Consider the following 16967-nt stretch of genomic DNA (forward strand, 5'->3'; position numbering starts at 1 on the left):
GCGCAGAGAAGGGGGCTCGACCTCATGTCCGTCATGCACATTCCTGGCCACGAGCACCAGCGGCCGCGCGAGGTCACGCTGCAGGAGATCCGCGACCTCATGGGCAACTGCCAGCTCTGCCCGCTGGGGGCCACGCGCACCAACCTGGTGTTTGGCGTGGGCAACCCGCGCGCCCGCGTGATGTTCATCGGCGAGGGCCCCGGCCGCAACGAGGACCTCCAGGGCGAGCCCTTCGTGGGCGCGGCGGGCAAGAAGCTCGACTCGCTGCTCTCCTGCGCCGGCCTCACGCGCGAGGAGATCTACATCGCCAACGTCATCAAGTGCCGCCCGCCCGGAAACCGCAACCCCAGGCCGGACGAGATCGAGGCCTGCTCGCCGTTCCTGCGCGAGCAGATTCGCAGCATCTGGCCGGACGTCATCGTCTGCCTGGGCAACTTTGCGTCTCAGTTCGTGCTGCGCACGAGCGCGGGCGTGACGTCGCTGCGCGGGCAGCTCTACCAGACCGGCCACTTCGTGGTGTGCCCGACGTTCCACCCGGCCGCCTGCATCTACCACTCCGACTGGCAGCCGATGCTCGAGGCCGACCTGCGGATGGTGGGCGCGTGGCTCGCAGAGCACCCGGCAGAGGGCGAGGCGGCGCCGAGCGCGCAGGCCGGGCAGGCGGCGCCAGGCGTGCCGGGTGCCCCGGGTGCTTCGGCCGCGCCCGCTACGCCCGCGGGAGGTGCCCAGTGAGCGAGAGACGCTTTGTGACCGGCTCGCGCGAGGAGACCATCGCCCTTGGCGAGAAGGTCGGGCGGGCCCTGAGGGCGGGCGACGTCCTGGTGCTGACGGGCGACCTCGGGGCCGGGAAGACCCAGCTCACCAAGGGGATCGCCGCGGGCCTGGGCGTGGATGCCGACGTGACGAGCCCCACCTTCACCATCGAGATGGTCTACGAGGGCGCGGAGATGCCCCTCTACCACTTCGACCTCTACCGCCTTGACTCGGCGGACCAGCTCGAGGACACGGGCATCTTCGACGTGCTCGGCGCCGACGGCGTCTGCGCCATCGAGTGGGGCGAGCAGTTCGCCGACGAGATCGGCGACGCCCGCGTGGACGTGTTCGTGACACGCCTTGAGGACGCCGCCGCGGCGGGCGAGGAGCCCCCGCGCGAGGTTCGTCTCGTCGCGCACGACGCGCGCGGGGAGGAGCTGCTCGCCGCGCTGGCGTAGGGGTGCGGCGCGAGGTTCTTCTCGCCGGGTTTCTGGTTGATGTTCTTCTCGCCGTTCCTTCTCGCCGTCCCTCTCGGCTACGTGGAGCGTTAGGAATCCCGGGGAGTTTGGTTTTCGGGGCCCTAACATCCCTGGAATCCTAACCAGACGAGAGGGTTTCGCACTAACGAGCCCTGATTCCTAACGGGCGGCCGCCCGTCTCGCCACACCAAAACTAATATAGATTCTCAATTGCAATCTAATCTCAATAAGGTATACTGTACTCAGTCGAAGGGAGGGGACATGGCCACGAGAAACACCATCCAGCGCGCCATCATTGAGGACGAGCTGCGCCAGCTGGCCAACCACCCCACCGCCGACGAGGTCTTCGAGGCCGTTCACGCCGAGCACCCGTCCATCAGCCGGGCCACGGTCTTTCGGACGCTCAACCGGCTCTCGGACGAGGGGAAGGTCCTGCGCGTGCGCATCAACAACGGCGCGGACCGCTTCGACCACCAGACGTTCGACCACTACCACGTGCGCTGCGTGAGCTGCGGGCGGGTGGACGACGTCATGATCCCCCAGGTCAGGGGCGTGAACGAGGCTGCCGCGGAGGCGACGGGCTATGAGATTTGCGGTCACACGCTGCAGTTCGACGGCATCTGCCCGGCGTGCCGGCAGGCGGCCTCGGGGGAGGTCGCGTAGGGCATCAACGGCTGCGGGTGTGCCCGTGGCCGCGTGCATAGGAGAGGGCGGAGAGGCCGAGGGGGCCTCGCCCCACAAACGACGAGAGGAGAACACCATGAAGTGGGTCTGCAAGGTCTGCGGTTACATCTACGAGGGCGAGGAGCCGCCGGCGGAGTGCCCGGTCTGCAAGGCTCCCGCCAGCCAGTTCGAGAAGGTCGAGGGTGAGCTGAAGCTCGCCGCCGAGCACGAGTACGGCATCTACGCCAAGACCGTCAAGGACAACCCCGACATCTCCGACGAGGACAAGGCCTACATCCTCGAGCAGCTCAAGGCCAACTTCACCGGCGAGTGCTCCGAGGTCGGCATGTACCTCTGCATGGCCCGCATCGCCCACCGCGAGGGCTACCCGGAGATCGGCCTGTACTGGGAGAAGGCCGCCTACGAGGAGGCCGAGCACGCCTCCAAGTTCGCCGAGCTGCTCGGCGAGGAGCTCGAGCCCAACATGAAGGCCTCCACCAAGGCCAACCTCGCCTGGCGCGTCGATTGCGAGTTCGGCGCCACCGCCGGCAAGACGGAGCTCGCCGCCTGCGCCAAGAAGAACGGTCTCGACGCCATCCACGACACCGTCCACGAGATGGCTCGTGACGAGGCCCGCCACGGCAAGGCTCTCAAGGGCCTGCTCGAGCGCTACTTCGGCTAAGACATGGCCGGCAAGCCTAAGAAGAAGGCTGCCCACGCCAAGAAGGTCAAGCCCTCGGGGCCCGTGCCGTGCGCGGTGCTCTGGGGGCTTGACCCCTCTGGCGAGAAGGGCGCGGCGGTGCGCGCGGTCCTGCGCGAGATGGGCGTGGTGGCCCGGACGGCGACCTACGAGCGGCTGGGGGACCCTGCCGGCGCGTTCGCGCGGCTCGTGGGCTTTCGCCCGACGCCGGTGCCCTACGCGGGCCCGGAGCCGCCATGCGCGGAGTTCGTGCTGCTCTGCGGTCTGACGAGTGTGCAGGTGGACGAGTTTCTCGCCCGCTCGCGCGAGGCCGGGTGCGTGGTGGGGCACAAGGCCATGCTCACCAAGCTCAACCGCGCCTGGCCGCTCGTGCGGCTCATGAGCGCCGTTGCCGCCGAGCACGACGCCAACACATAGGCGCCGACTCGCTGATTGTCACGCTTCTGGTGAGAAGAACGTGACTTTGGACGAGCTGTATCTTGTCGGCTCGCTTGAAGTCACGCTTTGGAGTCGCGAAGTGTGACTTTTGACGAGACGTGCAGCGCCGACTCGCTCAAAGTCACGGAACAGGCTGCTAGAACGTGACTTCGGACGAGGTGCACTGTATCGACTCGCTTCAAGTCACGCTTTGGGGCAGGAAGCGTGACTTCGCGCGAGTTGCCAGCTGGCGGCTCGCTGATTGTCACGCTTCTGGCGAGAAGAACGTGACGTCGGGTGAGGTGTCCGCACGTCGTGTGTCTCGCCGCGTCGCCCGTTGCCCTCGCTTGTGACGCAAGCCGCGCGGGTGGTGCGCTCCCGTTCCCTCGTTCCCCCGTGCGGCCGACGCCGGTGGGTACACTTAAACTCGCCTGAAATCTACCGAGGGGAGGGGCGTCATGGTCGAGCTGCTGCAGGGGTTCGCGGCGCACTTTGCGGCGACCTTCGTCCGAAGCGTCGGCTCGCCTTACAACATCGCCTGGGCGCTCTCGCTCGTTCTTCTCCTCACGCGATTCCATGGCGCGGGCCGGCGACTGCTGTGGCTGCTGCCGCTGCGCTTTGCCCTGGCGCTGCCCATCGTGTGGATGCTTGGTACCCTAAGTGACGTCATCTTCCCCAATTCCATCACGTGGACCATCCTGCCCGCGCTCGCGTGTGGGGCGCTGTTCTGTGACCGCCGGCTTCCCGCGCAGCTCGTGCGCATGGGGCTTGTGATGTGCGCCTGGCTCTACTCGCTCTCCGTGGCGGACATCGTTAACGCAAGCCTCAACGGCGGCATCTGGCTCGCCTCGGTGACCTCGCTTGCCTACATGCTCCTGCTGCGCGGCACGCTCGTCCTGCTGGAGCGGAGCACCACCCTCGACGAGGAGGGCGTCTCGCTGGCCTTCGTGGTGCCCGTGCTCATCGTGTGCGTCTCGGGCCTGGCGGAGCGCGCGATCCTCTACCTGCGCTCGGACTTCGGGCTCGTCCCGTACTCGTCGAGCGCGCTTGAGAGCCTGCTCTCCTGCCTCAACGGGCAGATCGCCCAGCTCGTGGTCTACTGGGCCGAGCTGCACCTGGCGTCGCTCGTCCACGAGAAGGAACGCCTCCAGGCGGAGCGCCACCTCATGGAGGGCCGTCACGAGGCGCTGATGGCCTACCGCGAGAGCGGGGAGAGCCTGCGCCAGCTGCGCCACGAGGTCAAGAACCAGTACGCCTACATCCGCATGCTGCTCGAGCAGAAGGAGTACGACCGTGCCGAGAAGTTCTTCGGCGAGATGTCCATGCGCGCCAACCCCACGTTCTCCTGGGTGAGCTCGGGCAACGAGCTCGTGGACGACATCGTGAACCTCGAGGTCTCCAAGGCGCGTGCGGCGGGCGTGGAGATCAGCTCGCGCATCGCGGTGCCGGGCGAGCTGCCCTATGAGGAAATCGACCTCTGCAGCCTGCTGATGAACCTGCTGGACAACGCCATCGAGGCGTGCTCGGCCACGGACGAGAAGTGCGTGCGGCTGGGCATCGTCGCCGACCAGGGCGCGCTCGTGGTGACCGTCTCCAACCCATCGGCCCAGGCGCCCACCTTCGACGGGCGCGGGGGCCTGGTGACCACCAAGAGCAGCCGGGAGCGGCACGGCTTTGGCACCTCGATCATCCGGACCGTCGCCGAGAAGTACGATGGGGCTGCCGACTTCTCCTACGCAGACGGTGAGTTTGTGGCTAGGGTGATGCTTGCACTGCCGAACGACGCCAGGTGACAGCCGCTTTGCGCCGTTCGCGGGGCCGGGGAGGGCCCCATCGGGGAGGGACGGGAAATGCTTCAGTACCACGTTGCCGTCTGTGACGACGAGCGCTTCGCCGCGGACGCCATCGCCACCGCTGCCGAGCGCGAGCTTGCGCACCGCGGCGTGCAGGCCGAGATCGAGGTCTACACCGCGCTTGAGGACCTGGCCAAGCGCATGGACTCCGTGGGCTTTGACCTCGTGCTCCTTGACATCGAGATGCCCGGTGTGGACGGCATCCAGTTTGGCCGAGCCCTGCGCGAGATCGGCTTTGGCACTGACATCATCTATGTCTCGAACAGCGAGGAGCGCGTCTTCGAGTCGCTCTCCCTGCGGCCGCTCGGCTTTGTGCGCAAGAGCCACTTCAACGCTGACATGGCCGAGGCCATCGAGACCTTCGTGCGCGAGCGCCGCAAGCAGGGCACCAACCGGACGATTACGCTCAAGATGGCGCATGCCATGGGTACCTTCGACATCGACGAGATCGCCTACGTGGAGGCGCACCGGCGCGAGAAGATCGTCCACCTGGTGAACGGCCGGACCGAGGAGGTTCTCACGACCCTCGACGAGATGGGGGAGAGGCTTGCGCCGTACGGGTTCTTCCGCGTGCACAAGGGATTCCTCGTCAACTTTGCCCACGTGCGCCAGCTCACGCCCCAGGGCTTCGTTGTGGGAAAGGACCTCGTGCCCATCGGCCGCTCAAAGGTCGCCGAGGCACGGCGCGCCTACATGGACTACCTCAGCAACAAGAACGCAATCATGCTCTAAGGTGCCGCCTGACGCGTCCCGTCTGCGCCGGATGCGGCTCCCAGGTACGTACGCCTGACATCCGGCCGAATTCGGGTGCGTACACTATTGCATCATTGATGTTCTTCTCGCCAGCTTGTCTACCTGGGAAAACGTCGGGCAACATGGCGAGAAGAACGCTGGGGAGTGTACGTACCCTGCGGCGGGGCATATGACAACAAGTCGCAACGCCTCGCCTGCCAAAAGGTGTTTGCCGCTCACCGGCAATGTGTTGCCGCTCGCGGTGAGTCGAAATCTGCAGTTCGTGACGAGAAAAGCGCGGTTGGTGACATGCCGCACCCGTGGTGCGCGCGAACGGGTGGGTTGGCGTTTGGGGAATTTGGCGGGCCTTCAGCTTCCTATCGTAGGTACGGGGCGCCTCGGCGCTTCTCCTCCCCCTTCCCCGGGCCGGTCCTCGTGATTGGCCCCTTGAAGGGGACGCGGTAGATCCTGCCAACAAAGGGCAGGTGGGAGCGCCCGCAGGGCGGGCGGTATAGAAGGGAAGGGAACCATGAGAAGGATGAAGAGCGGTGTCACGCGCAGGGGCTTCGTGCTGGGCACCGCGGCCGCTGCCGTGATGGCGGGGCTTGCGGGTTGCACACCTGGCAGCGAGCAGGGCGAGGCGACCTCGGGCGAGTCTGTGGCGCCGGCTGCCGTAACCGACAACCTCTATTACGAAAGTGAGTACGACTACACCGCTGAGGGCGAGCAGAAGCTCGTGGACGATGGTATGGCGCTTGGTTCTCGCATCGTCGCTGAGGGCACTGTCCTGCTTAGGAACGAGGGCTCCGCGCTGCCGATTTCCCCGGCCGACGGCAAGATTATGGCGTTTGGCAACGCGGGCCCGTCCATGATGACCGGCTTTGACGCCGCGGCCAAGGATGCCGGCTTCGATTTCGATGACGCGTCCTGGGAGTTCTATACGAACGGCTCCACGTACTCCAACAGCTGGCAGGTCAACGAGAACCCCTGGGCTGACGTCGAGGCATCTGGCATTCTCGACTCTGCCTCCGGGGTTGCCATCGTCTTTCTGGGCCGCCGCGACCACGAGGGCTGCGACGCCCAGTGGTACGTCGACCACGACTACCTCGCGCTTTCCCAGGAGGAGAAGGACATGCTCAACGAGGTGGCCGCGCTGCGTCGTGACGGCACCTTCTCCAAGATGATCGTTGCCGTGACCACCTCCAACACCATCAGCTGGGAGGACGGTGACTGGTCCGACGCCATCGACGCCCTGCTGTGGTTTGGCAACATCACCTCCACCGGCTACGGCTCCCCGCTCGCATACGGCTGCCCCGCCTTCGTCGACGTGCTGAGCGGTGCCGCCAACCCCTCCGGCCGCCTCGCCGACACCATCTATAAGGACAACCAGGCCAACCCCGTCATGGCAAACTTCGGTCGCATCGACGCCGACCTCTCCCAGGTCTCTGACGAGAAGCTTGCCGAGGTTCAGGCCGAGTCCGACAAGTGGCAGCCCGGTCAGTTCTATGGCAACCACTGGCGTCACGACTACGTCTATGCCGAGGGAATCTATGTTGGGTATCGTTACCCCGAGACCCGCTACGAGGACAAGGTTCTCGGCCAGGGCAACGCCGGTGACTTCGACTATGCCTCCTACGTGGCCTACCCGTTTGGCTACGGACTCAGCTACACGAGCTTCTCGTACTCCGACTTTGCCGTGGAGGAGGGAGACGACGCCTTCACTGTCACGGTGACCGTCACCAATGACGGGCAGGTTGCTGGCAGGCACGCCGCGCTCGTCTTTGTGCAGAACCCCTATACCGACTACGATCGCGAGAACGGTGTGGAGAAGGCCTCCGTGGAGCTCAAGGGCTACGAGAAGACCCAGGAGCTCGAGCCCGGCGCCTCCGAGACGCTTACCATCACCGTCTCCAAGCACGAGCTCGCCACCTATGACGCAAACACCGCCAAGACCTACGTTCTCGAGGACGGCGACTACTACTTCACCGTTGCCGGCTCTGCGCACGACGCCGTGAACAACGTTCTTGCTGCCAAGGGCAAGACCACGGCCGATGGTATGACGGCAGATGGCGACGACTCCCTCGTCTGGGTCTGGAGCAGCCCCGACTTCGATGCCGACACCTACTCCGTCTCCGCTCAGACCGGTGTCGAGATCACAAACCTCTTCGATGACGTCGACCCCAACAAGAACCCGCTCATGAGCGAGAACAACTCCATCACATGGCTGTCCCGCTCCGACTGGGAGGGGACCTTCCCCAAGGAGGCGAGCCGCCTCGTCTACACCGACGCCATCGCCGACCTCGCCAAGCCGATTACCTACCAGGGTGGCTCTGGCGATGCAAGCTCGGTGCCCACGCACGAGTTCGGCACCTCGGGCAGCCTCAAGCTCGTTGACATGAAGGACAAGGACTACGACGACGGGGACTGGGAGAAGTTCGTCTCGCAGATGAGCTACGAGGACATGGTGGACTTCATCAACGAGCCCGAGGCCCCCGTCACCTCCCTCGGCAAGCCTGGCACAACTGCCGGAAACGGCTCTTCGGGCTGGTTCGGCGCCGTGTTCACCGCGTCGGGAATCTGCGGCTTCATCATGACCTCCAAGGAGACCGTCACCAACACCTTCAGTTCCGAAATTCACGAGCTTGCCGGCAAGCTGACCGGTGAGACCATGCTCCACTCCTCCACCGTGGAGGACAAGAACGTCTCGCTTTACGGCTGGAGCTGCGACACCCACCGTGCACCGTACTCCGGGCGTAACTGGGAGTACTACTCCGAGGACCCCTACCTGGGTGGTCGCTCCTGCGCCGAGGAGACGAAGGCGATCGTTGACAAGGGCTGCCTTGTCTATACCAAGCACTGCGCCGGCAACGACCAGGAGGAGTACCGTCACGGCGTTCCGTCCTGGGGTAACGAGCAGGCGTGGCGTGAGATTTACTTCCGTCAGTTTGAGAAGGCAATCGTCGAGGGCGGAGCCAACGGCGTCATGAGCGGCTTCAACCGCCTGGGCATCAACTGGACCGGCGAGAACCGCGCGTTCCTGGTCGACTGGCTCGAGGGCGAGCTCGGCTACAAGGGCATCACGATCACCGACCAGTTCGAAGCTCCGCAGATGGACTCCCCTGACGGCCTGCTCAACGGCACACACCTCTGGCTGGGCACCACGAGCGACAACGCCGGCCGCAAGAACTGCCACGAGATTCTCCTGCGCGACGAGTACAAGAACGACCCCGTCGTTCAGGACGCGCTCTTCGAGGCCGTGCACCGCGTCATGTACAACTATGCGCACTCCTTCGCGGTCAACGGGCTGACGAGCGACTACGTCTTCACGGGCAATCTGCCCATCGCAACTGCGGTCTCTGTGGCCGACGACACCCAGGTCTCCGCGCCTGTCTCCTTCTATGGCGACAAGACCTTCGTTGCGGCGCGCTCTGCGGGCTTCTTCGACGTGCTGCCCAAGACCTCCTATCATGGGACCTGGGACTATACCGAGGACGGCCTCACGATGACGATGGAGGACGGCTGCTCAGTTAGCGCGCCGACGGTCTCCGACGGCTTCATCAGCTGGGAGCTCACGCTGGAGGGCGGCGCCGTCGCGCCGGGCAGCATCGCCCAGTACGACCTTGTGAGCGCCTGCAACTCCGCCCTGGGGACGAGCTTCGATACGGGCGAGCAGCCAACATACCAGCTCTCCTTCTCCGCGGGCGACGACGCTGCGACCGGGGACGCCCCGGCGGCCATGGACATTCACAACGGCGTTGCGGTGACGATACCGGAGTGCCCGTTCACGCTTGAGGGCAAGACGTTCGCCGGCTGGTTGGTTGGCGGAAGCGTCGTGGCGGCCGGTGCGGAGTACGTGCCCTCCGGCTACGAGGACGTTGCCGCCGAAGCCACTTGGACCGTTGTCCCGCTCTGCACGGCGACGACCAAGGACGCCTACTTCTACTCCGAGCACCAGTCCGAGGGTATCCCGATGGCACTCTATGCCGACGGCACCGTGAAGCTGTGCAACTTCCACAGCTTTGCCTGCTCGGGAACCTGGGAGGTCGAGGGCTCCGGCTCCGGCGCGGGCACGCTCGTCATCAAGAACGAGAAGGGCGAGGCGGTTGCCGCCAAGGAGTCCGACGGCGAGATGGTCTACGAGCAGGAGGGCCTGGTCTACGACTGGCACCAGCCCAACCAGGGCTATGGTGACGGCACGTTCCCCGTCATGCTCACCCACCGCATCTCGCTTGACGACCTCCTGAGCGCCTATAACGATGCGAACGGTACGAGCTACGATTCGCTCGACGTCGAGGAGGGGTCGGCGGAATTTGAGCTTGCACCGACCGGCGAGCCGCTCTACGTTGACTTCTTCTAAAAGACCCATCTTCAGCCGGGCCGGGGCGAGAGGTTCTTCTCGCCCGGTCCGGCCCTTGTGAACGGAGTACCACATGGCAGACAAGAGTAAGAAGAAGGGCGGGAAGGGACGCTTCGTCGGCTATGCCGTCGGCGGCGTCCTGGCCGTGGTGTGCGTGGCCCTCATCGTGGCCGCCAACGCCATCCTGCCCGGCTACGCGCAGATGATCAACTCCTACCTGGGCGTGGAGCAGGGCTGGGACAACTCGGGCGTCAACACCGAGGGCCTGGACCTGGAATACAACAAGGCTGACTACTCCTCCCGCGAGGAGCTCGCTGAGGTGGAGCACGCGCTTGACGAGCAGATCGCAGGCGAGGGCATCGTGATGCTCGAGAACAGGGACGGCTCGCTGCCGCTGGCCGAGGGCACCACGCTCTCCTTTGTGGGCGGCAACTCGCGCTTGCTCGGCGCGGGCTCACAGGGCATCCTGGCCTCCACGCTCGGCGTCGAGGGGGAGACCGTCGACGCGGTGACCCCCGCGATGGAGGCGGCCGGCCTCAAGGTGAACCAGACGCTCGTGGACTTCTACGCCAACGGTGAGGGGTCCGAGTACGTGATGGGTCAGGGCTCGGTCAGCTACGGCGACGACGAGGACTTCTCCATCAACGAGTGCCCGCTCTCCGTGATGCAGGACGCCGGCGTGCTCGACTCGATGGAGGGCACAACTCCCGTCTTTGTGCTCCGCCGCGTGGCGGGCGAGGGCCGCGACATGCCGCGCTCAATGTACAACCACGCGACGAATCCCGAGGACCAGGCGCGGAGCTACATCGAGCCGGACTCCACCGAGCTGGAGATCCTGCAGTACCTGAACGACAACTTCGACAACACCGTGCTGCTCATCACGAGCAACGCGGCGGTGGAGCTCGACTGGCTCGAGCAGTTCCCCAACATCAGGTCCGTGCTGTTCGTGCCGTCTCTGGGCAGCTACGGCATCAACGCGCTTGCCAACGTGCTCACGGGTGCGGTGAACCCCTCGGGCCGTACGACCGACACCTTTGCCGCCGACGCGAGCGCGTCCCCGGCCGCCCAGAACTTCGGCGACTACCAGTACCTTGACGACGAGGGCAACCTCACCAAGTACAACTACGTGAGCTACGAGGAGGGCATCTACGTCGGGTACCGCTACTACGAGACCCGCTACGAGGACGCGGTGCTCGGACAGGGCAACGCCGGTGACTATGACTACGACGCCGAGGTGTGCTATCCGTTCGGCTATGGCCTCAGCTATACCACCTTCGACTGGTCGGGCTTCTCCACCGCCTGGGACGGCGACGAGTGCACCGCCACGGTGACCGTCACCAACACCGGGGACGTGGCCGGCAAGGACGTGGTGGAGCTCTACGCCCAGAGCCCCTACACCGACTACGACCGTGAGAACGGCGTGGAGAAGGCCTCGGTGGTGCTCGTAGGCTTTGCCAAGACGCGCCTGCTGGAGCCCGGCGAGAGCCAGACCGTCGAGGTCACCTTCGACGAGTCCCAGCTTGCCTCCTATGACTACCAGGGCGCCCGCACGTGGATCCTCGACGCCGGCACCTACTACGTGACCGCCGGCCGCAACTCCCACGACGCCGTTAACAACGTGCTGGCCGCCAAGGGCGCGGCCGTGGACGGCAACGCCGCGCTGGTGGCCACCTACGTGCCCGACAACACCGAGGTCGACACCACCACCTACGCCACGGACACGCTGACGGGCGAGGAGGTCACCAACCGTCTTGACGACGCCGCGGGCGACCTTGCCTACCTTACCCGCTCCGACTGGACCGGTACCTTCCCCACGCACGACGGCGAGCCCACCTCGCAGGTCTCCACCTGGGGCAACGAGATCAACGGTGACGACGGCGTGAGCTACACCTACGGCAAGGTGGCCTCCGACGAGCTCATCGCCCAGCTCGACTCCACCGACTCCGGCAACCCGGACGTCCAGCCCTGGGACGGCGAGCTCACCTACGGCGCCGACAACGGCCTCACGCTCATCGAGATGCGCGGCCTCTCCTACGACGACCCGCTGTGGGAGGACCTGCTCGACCAGCTCACTCCCGAGGACTACGAGTCACTCATCAGGAGGGCCGGCTACGGCACCGACTACATCGCCTCCGTGGACAAGCCCGCCGGCACGGACGCGGACTCCACCTCCGGCTGGAGCTGGGGCGGCATCGGCATGACGTTCTGCAACCCGATGATGGTGGGGCAGACCTGGAACGTCGAGCTTGCCTACCAGCTGGGCCTCATGATCGGCAACGAGAGCCTCTACGGCGGCGCCACCGGCTGGTACGCGCCCGCCATGAACATCCACCGCACCCCCTACTCCGGCCGCAACGGCGAGTACTTCTCCGAGGACGGCTTCCTCTCCGGCGCGATGGCCTCGCAGGAGGTCAAGGGCGCTGCCGAGAAGGGCGTGTACACCCTCATCAAGCACTTTGCCTTCAACGACCAGGAGAACCACCGCGGCGACCGAAACGGCCAGTTCTCGATGGCCACCTGGCTTAACGAGCAATCTGCCCGTGAGCTCTACCTGCGCCCGTTCGAGATGTGCATGAAGGTCGGCGACGTGGAGGTGAACTACGTCCGCGACGCGGGCGACGGCACCTACGAGAACGCCACGACCACCATCCGTGCGTGCCAGGGTCTCATGACCGCCTTCAACCGCATCGGCGCCACGTGGGTCGGCGGCGACTACGACCTCATCACCGGCATCGTCCGCAACGAGTGGGGCTTTGACGGCTGGATCATCACGGACAACGCGGATACGGGCGTCTTCATGAACGCGGGCCAGATGATCGAGTCCGGCGCCGACTCCAAGCTCTCGGCCAGTGACCCCACCAACACCTGGTCCTTCGACTCCAGCGACGCCACGCAGTACCGCTACGCGCGCGACGCGGTGCACCACCTGCTCTACGTGATGGCCAACACGCACTCCATGAACGGCGCGATGCCGGGCAGCACGTACTCCTCGGGCGTGGGCGGCATGCAGAAGGCCGACCAGATCCGCTGGGGCGCCACCGCCGTGGGCGCCGTGGGCCTGGTGGTGATCGCCGCGCTCGTCACCCGCAGCGTCCTCAAGCACCGGTGAGACAAGGGGACAGCCCCTTCGTATCATGAGGGGCGTCGGTCCGGGTGGACCGGCGCCCCGCGCGTCTTTTCGTCTCGCTTGAAGTCACGCTTCGGTGGTGTGAAGTGTGACATTGTACGAGACGTGCAGCGCCAGCTCGCTCAAACTCACGCTTCTGGCGAGAAGAACGTGACTTCGCGCGAGTCGTGCCGTGCCGACTCGCTTTAAGTCACGCTTTTGAGGCGGGAAGCGTGACTTTGGACGAGATACGCTAAGGCGACTCGCTCAAAATCACGGAACGGACTACCAGAACGTGACTTTGCACGAGGTGCGTTGGCGTGGCTCGCTCAAAGTCACGTTCTTCTCGCCAGAGTGTGTTGCAAGGGTAGGGGGCCGGCATCGGGAGTCGCCTCCAGAGGTGCCGCCCCGCACAAACGAAGGAGGCTCACATGCCACGGTGCGTTTCAAGGAGAGCGGCGATCGCCGCGACGCTGACGGTCCTTGTCGCCGCGCTTCCGGGCTGCGCGGGGCCGGGGGACCAGATGAGCGCCCTCGGCTATCGGCGCGAGGAGCTCTGTTTTGAGCGTAACGGCATGCGCATCTACGGGGAGCTCTTCAGGCCCCGCGGCTTCGAGGCGGGCGAGACCCCGCTTGTCGTGATTTCGCACGGCTTCTGCAGCAGCTACCATGACACCGCCCGCGACGCCCAGCGCCTTGCCGCGGTGGGGATAGCCTGCTACGTGTTCGACTTCTGTGGCGGCTCGCCCGGCAGCTCAAGCCAGGGCGACTTCCTCGACATGTCCGTCCTCACGGAGGAGGCCGACCTCGAGGCGGTCATGGGCGGCCTTCGTGAGCAGGGCCTTATTGGCGAGAAGAACCTCTTTCTGATGGGGGAGAGCCAGGGCGGGATGGTCTCGGCCCTCGTGGCGGCGAGGCGCCCGGAAGACGTTGCGGGCCTCGTGCTTATCTACCCGGCCTTTTCCATCCCCGACGACGCGCGGGAGCGCTTTGCGAGCAAGGAGGAGGTCCCCGAGACCGCGGAGGGCCTCTTTGGGACGACGGTCGGCCGCCGCTACTACGCCGACATCCTGGACCTCTACCCGCTTGACCTGATCGGCGCCTACGAGGGGCCAGTGCGCATCTACCACGGTGACGCCGACGACGTGGTGCTGTTCTCCTACTCCGAGCGCGCGGCCGAGGTCTACGGCGACGCCCAGCTCACCGTGGTCGCCGGGGCCGGCCACGGCTTCACCGACGAGCAGCTCGACGACGTCTGCGCCGAGGTGGCGGACTTCATCGAGGGCGTCGCCGCGCGAGCCTCCGTGCGCTGAGGTTCTTCTCGCCGCGGCCGGGGCGCGCTGTGCCAGCGGTAGCCCAACCGGCTAAACTGGTGAGGTTGCATCTTGTGTGAGAAGGGCCGCCATGAGCGAGAAGAACCTTGGGTCGGCTGCGTCCGCCGTTGACGCCGTGCCCGCCGCCCCTGCCGACAACGCCGAGAAGACCGTCCTTGCCGTCGACACGTCCACGGATATGCTGGCGTGCGCCGTCTGCCGCGTGGGCGCGGACGGCGCCGTCACGGTGCTGGCCGCGCGCGACCACCTGTGCCGCCGTCGCGCCAACGTGGAGCTGGTGAGCACGTCGCAGGAGGCGCTCGCGGAGGCGGGCCTTGCGATGGCGGACGTGGACGCGGTCCTCACCGGCCGCGGCCCGGGCTCGTTCACGGGCGTACGCATCGGCGTGGCCACGGCCAAGGGCATCGCGTGCGGGCTCGGACGGCCGCTCTTTGGCGCCTCGGCGCTCGACGCGATGGCGTGGGCGGCGTGGGACGCCGGCGTGCGCGGGCAGCTCGCCGTGGCGGGCGACGCCATGCGCGGCGAGGTCTACCCCGGCATCTACCGGCTGGACGACGCCGGCGCGCACCGCGCCTTCCCGGCCGAGACCGTCGTCAAGGCGGACGCCTGCGTGGAGGCGTGGGCCGCCCGTCCCGACGCCGCCGAGCTCACGCTCACGGGCAACGGCCTCGCCAAGTACCGCGCCCGCTTTGAGGCGGCGGGCCTCACGTCCTTCTCGCCGGAGGAGACGTGGTACCCCACGGGAGAGGCGCTGGTGCGCGCCGCCGTGGAGGCCGGGGCCTTTGCCGGGCCGGACGCACAGCCGGGGGACCCGGCGCTTGTGCTGCCCACCTACACGCGCCTCTCGGACGCCGAGGAGGCCGAGCGCACGCGTCTGGGCCTCAAGACACCCGCCACGGTGGAGCTCACCGGCGTGGACGATGCGCTCGCGGGCATCCACCTGCAGCTGCGCCCCATGAGCCTGAACGATACCGCCGCCGTGGCGGCGCTCGAGGCCGCCGCCTACGAGGGCTCGGCCCACACGCCCTGGACGGAGCGGATGTTCTACGAGGAGCTCTCCCAGCCCGGTCGCAGCTGGTGGGTCGCGCACGACCAGGGGCGCGTCATCGGCTTTGCGGGCGGCGTGCTCGCGGGGGCGGACTTCGAGGTGGAGGAGGTCGTCGTGGACGCGGAGCGCCGGCGCGAGGGCATCGCGCGGCGCCTCACGGCCCGCGTGGCCTACGACGCGCAGATGCTCGGCGCAAGCAGCCTGTCCCTCGAGGTTGACGAGAAGAACGAGCCGGCCCGTGCCCTCTATGCCGCGCTCGGCCTTGCGGAGGAGGGGCGCCGTCCCGGCTACTACCCGGCCTCTGCCGGCGAGCCCGCGCACGACGCGCTGATCCTGCGCGTGGCGCTGCCGCTTGCCGCCGACGCCGTGGGCGGCTCCGACGACCACCCGGAGCCCGCGCCCTCCATCCGCCCGTGGCCCATCGTGCCCGCGTCGCGCTCCGATGAGGCCCGCGCCGCGCTCGCGGCCGCCGGCCCGCTGGTCCTCTCCATCGAGTCGTCCTGCGACGAGACCGCCATGGCCGTGACGGACTCCCACGGCGTGGTCTGCGCGAGCGTGGTGGCCACCCAGATCGACTTCCACGCCCGCTTTGGCGGCGTGGTTCCCGAGATCGCCTCCCGCAAGCACACCGAGGCCATTGTCGGCGTCTTCGAGGAGACGCTCGCGCGCGCCGGCGAGCACTTCGGCGTAGACACGCTGGCGCCCCAGGACCTGGCGGCGGTGGGCGTGACGGCGGGGCCGGGCCTGGTGGGCGCGCTCGTGGTGGGCGTGGCCTTTGCCAAGGGGCTCTGCGTGGCCGCCGACCTGCCGCTCATTGCCGTGCACCACCTGGAGGGCCACCTCATGGCCAACCTCTTCGAGACGCCCGACCTGCGTCCGCCCTTCGTGGCGAGCCTCGTCTCCGGCGGCAACACGATGCTCGTGCACGTGCGCGCCTGGGGCGACTACCAGATCCTCGGCGCCACGATCGACGACGCGGTGGGCGAGGCCTTCGACAAGGTGGCCAAGGCGCTGGGCCTGGGCTACCCGGGTGGCCCGGTGATCTCCAAGCTCTCCGCCCAGGGCAACCCGCGCGCCATCCACTTCCCGCGCGCGATGATGCACAGCGGGGACTACAGCTTCAGCCTCTCCGGCCTCAAGACGGCCGTCATCACCTACATCGAAGGCGAGAACCGCGCCGGCCGGCCGATCAACCTGCCCGACCTGGCGGCGAGCTTCGAGGCCGCCGTCATCGACGTGCAGGTGGCAAAGGCCGTGCGCGCGGTGGAGGAGACGGGCGTCTCCGACTTCTGCGTCGGCGGTGGCGTGGCGGCCAACCCCGGTCTGCGCGCGGCGTACCGCGCCGCCTTCGAGAAGATCGGCGTGCGCGTGACCGTGCCGCCCATGCGCGCCTGCGGCGACAACGCGGCGATGATCGGCATCGCGGCCCTGCGGAGCTACAACGCCGGGTCCTTCTCGCCCCTCACGCTGGACGCCGACCCCAACGCCGCCTTGGGCACCTGGGCCACCCCCAACGCCCCCGTCC

Annotated in this window: 11 protein-coding genes; all 11 read left to right on the forward strand. The window is 66.9% G+C overall.

Features of this window, described 5'->3' with window-relative positions; genetic code table 11:
* The first annotated feature begins 24 nt into the window (after positions 1-24).
* On the forward strand, positions 25-732 hold the full coding sequence (locus tag H9X80_RS04190) for a uracil-DNA glycosylase (RefSeq protein ID WP_204793087.1): 708 nt from the start codon (positions 25-27) through the stop codon (positions 730-732).
* A complete protein-coding gene (gene tsaE / locus H9X80_RS04195) occupies positions 729-1211 on the forward strand; it encodes a tRNA (adenosine(37)-N6)-threonylcarbamoyltransferase complex ATPase subunit type 1 TsaE (RefSeq protein WP_204793088.1) in 483 nt (160 codons plus the stop codon). Before H9X80_RS04190 ends, tsaE begins: the two co-directional genes overlap by 4 nt.
* Positions 1212-1493: 282 nt before the next feature.
* Positions 1494-1895 (forward strand): Fur family transcriptional regulator, encoded by a 402-nt coding sequence (locus tag H9X80_RS04200; RefSeq protein WP_204793089.1) that lies wholly within the window; start codon positions 1494-1496, stop codon positions 1893-1895.
* A 97-nt stretch (positions 1896-1992) separates the two neighbouring features.
* Positions 1993-2577: an NADH peroxidase gene (locus tag H9X80_RS04205; RefSeq protein WP_204793090.1), complete on the forward strand. Its 585-nt coding sequence runs from the start codon at positions 1993-1995 to the stop codon at positions 2575-2577.
* Between the two features lie 3 nt (positions 2578-2580).
* Entirely contained in the window at positions 2581-3012 is a 432-nt protein-coding gene (locus H9X80_RS04210; protein WP_204793091.1) for a DUF3783 domain-containing protein, read from the forward strand.
* Between the two features lie 458 nt (positions 3013-3470).
* Positions 3471-4805 carry an ATP-binding protein gene (locus tag H9X80_RS04215; RefSeq protein ID WP_204793092.1) on the forward strand — a complete coding sequence of 445 codons (1335 nt, stop codon included), beginning with the start codon at positions 3471-3473 and terminating at the stop codon, positions 4803-4805.
* A gap of 57 nt (positions 4806-4862) precedes the next feature.
* Positions 4863-5597, forward strand: coding sequence for a LytR/AlgR family response regulator transcription factor (locus H9X80_RS04220; protein ID WP_204793093.1), 735 nt, complete (start codon positions 4863-4865; stop codon positions 5595-5597).
* Positions 5598-6126: 529 nt separating this feature from the next.
* The gene (locus tag H9X80_RS04225) at positions 6127-9954 is read left to right on the forward strand and encodes a beta-glucosidase (RefSeq protein WP_204793094.1); all 3828 of its coding nucleotides are present in this window, start codon (positions 6127-6129) and stop codon (positions 9952-9954) included.
* Positions 9955-10027: 73 nt separating this feature from the next.
* Positions 10028-13063, forward strand: coding sequence for a glycoside hydrolase family 3 C-terminal domain-containing protein (locus H9X80_RS04230; RefSeq protein WP_204793095.1), 3036 nt, complete (start codon positions 10028-10030; stop codon positions 13061-13063).
* Between the two features lie 428 nt (positions 13064-13491).
* Positions 13492-14373, forward strand: coding sequence for an alpha/beta hydrolase family protein (locus tag H9X80_RS04235; RefSeq protein WP_204793096.1), 882 nt, complete (start codon positions 13492-13494; stop codon positions 14371-14373).
* 199 nt (positions 14374-14572) lie between these two features.
* A partial coding sequence (tsaD, locus tag H9X80_RS04240) for a tRNA (adenosine(37)-N6)-threonylcarbamoyltransferase complex transferase subunit TsaD (protein WP_239471612.1) occupies positions 14573-16967 on the forward strand: 2395 nt, incomplete at its 3' end.

The sequence above is a fragment of the Olsenella profusa genome (genome assembly GCF_016900315.1).
Lineage (GTDB): Bacteria > Actinomycetota > Coriobacteriia > Coriobacteriales > Atopobiaceae > Thermophilibacter > Thermophilibacter profusus_A.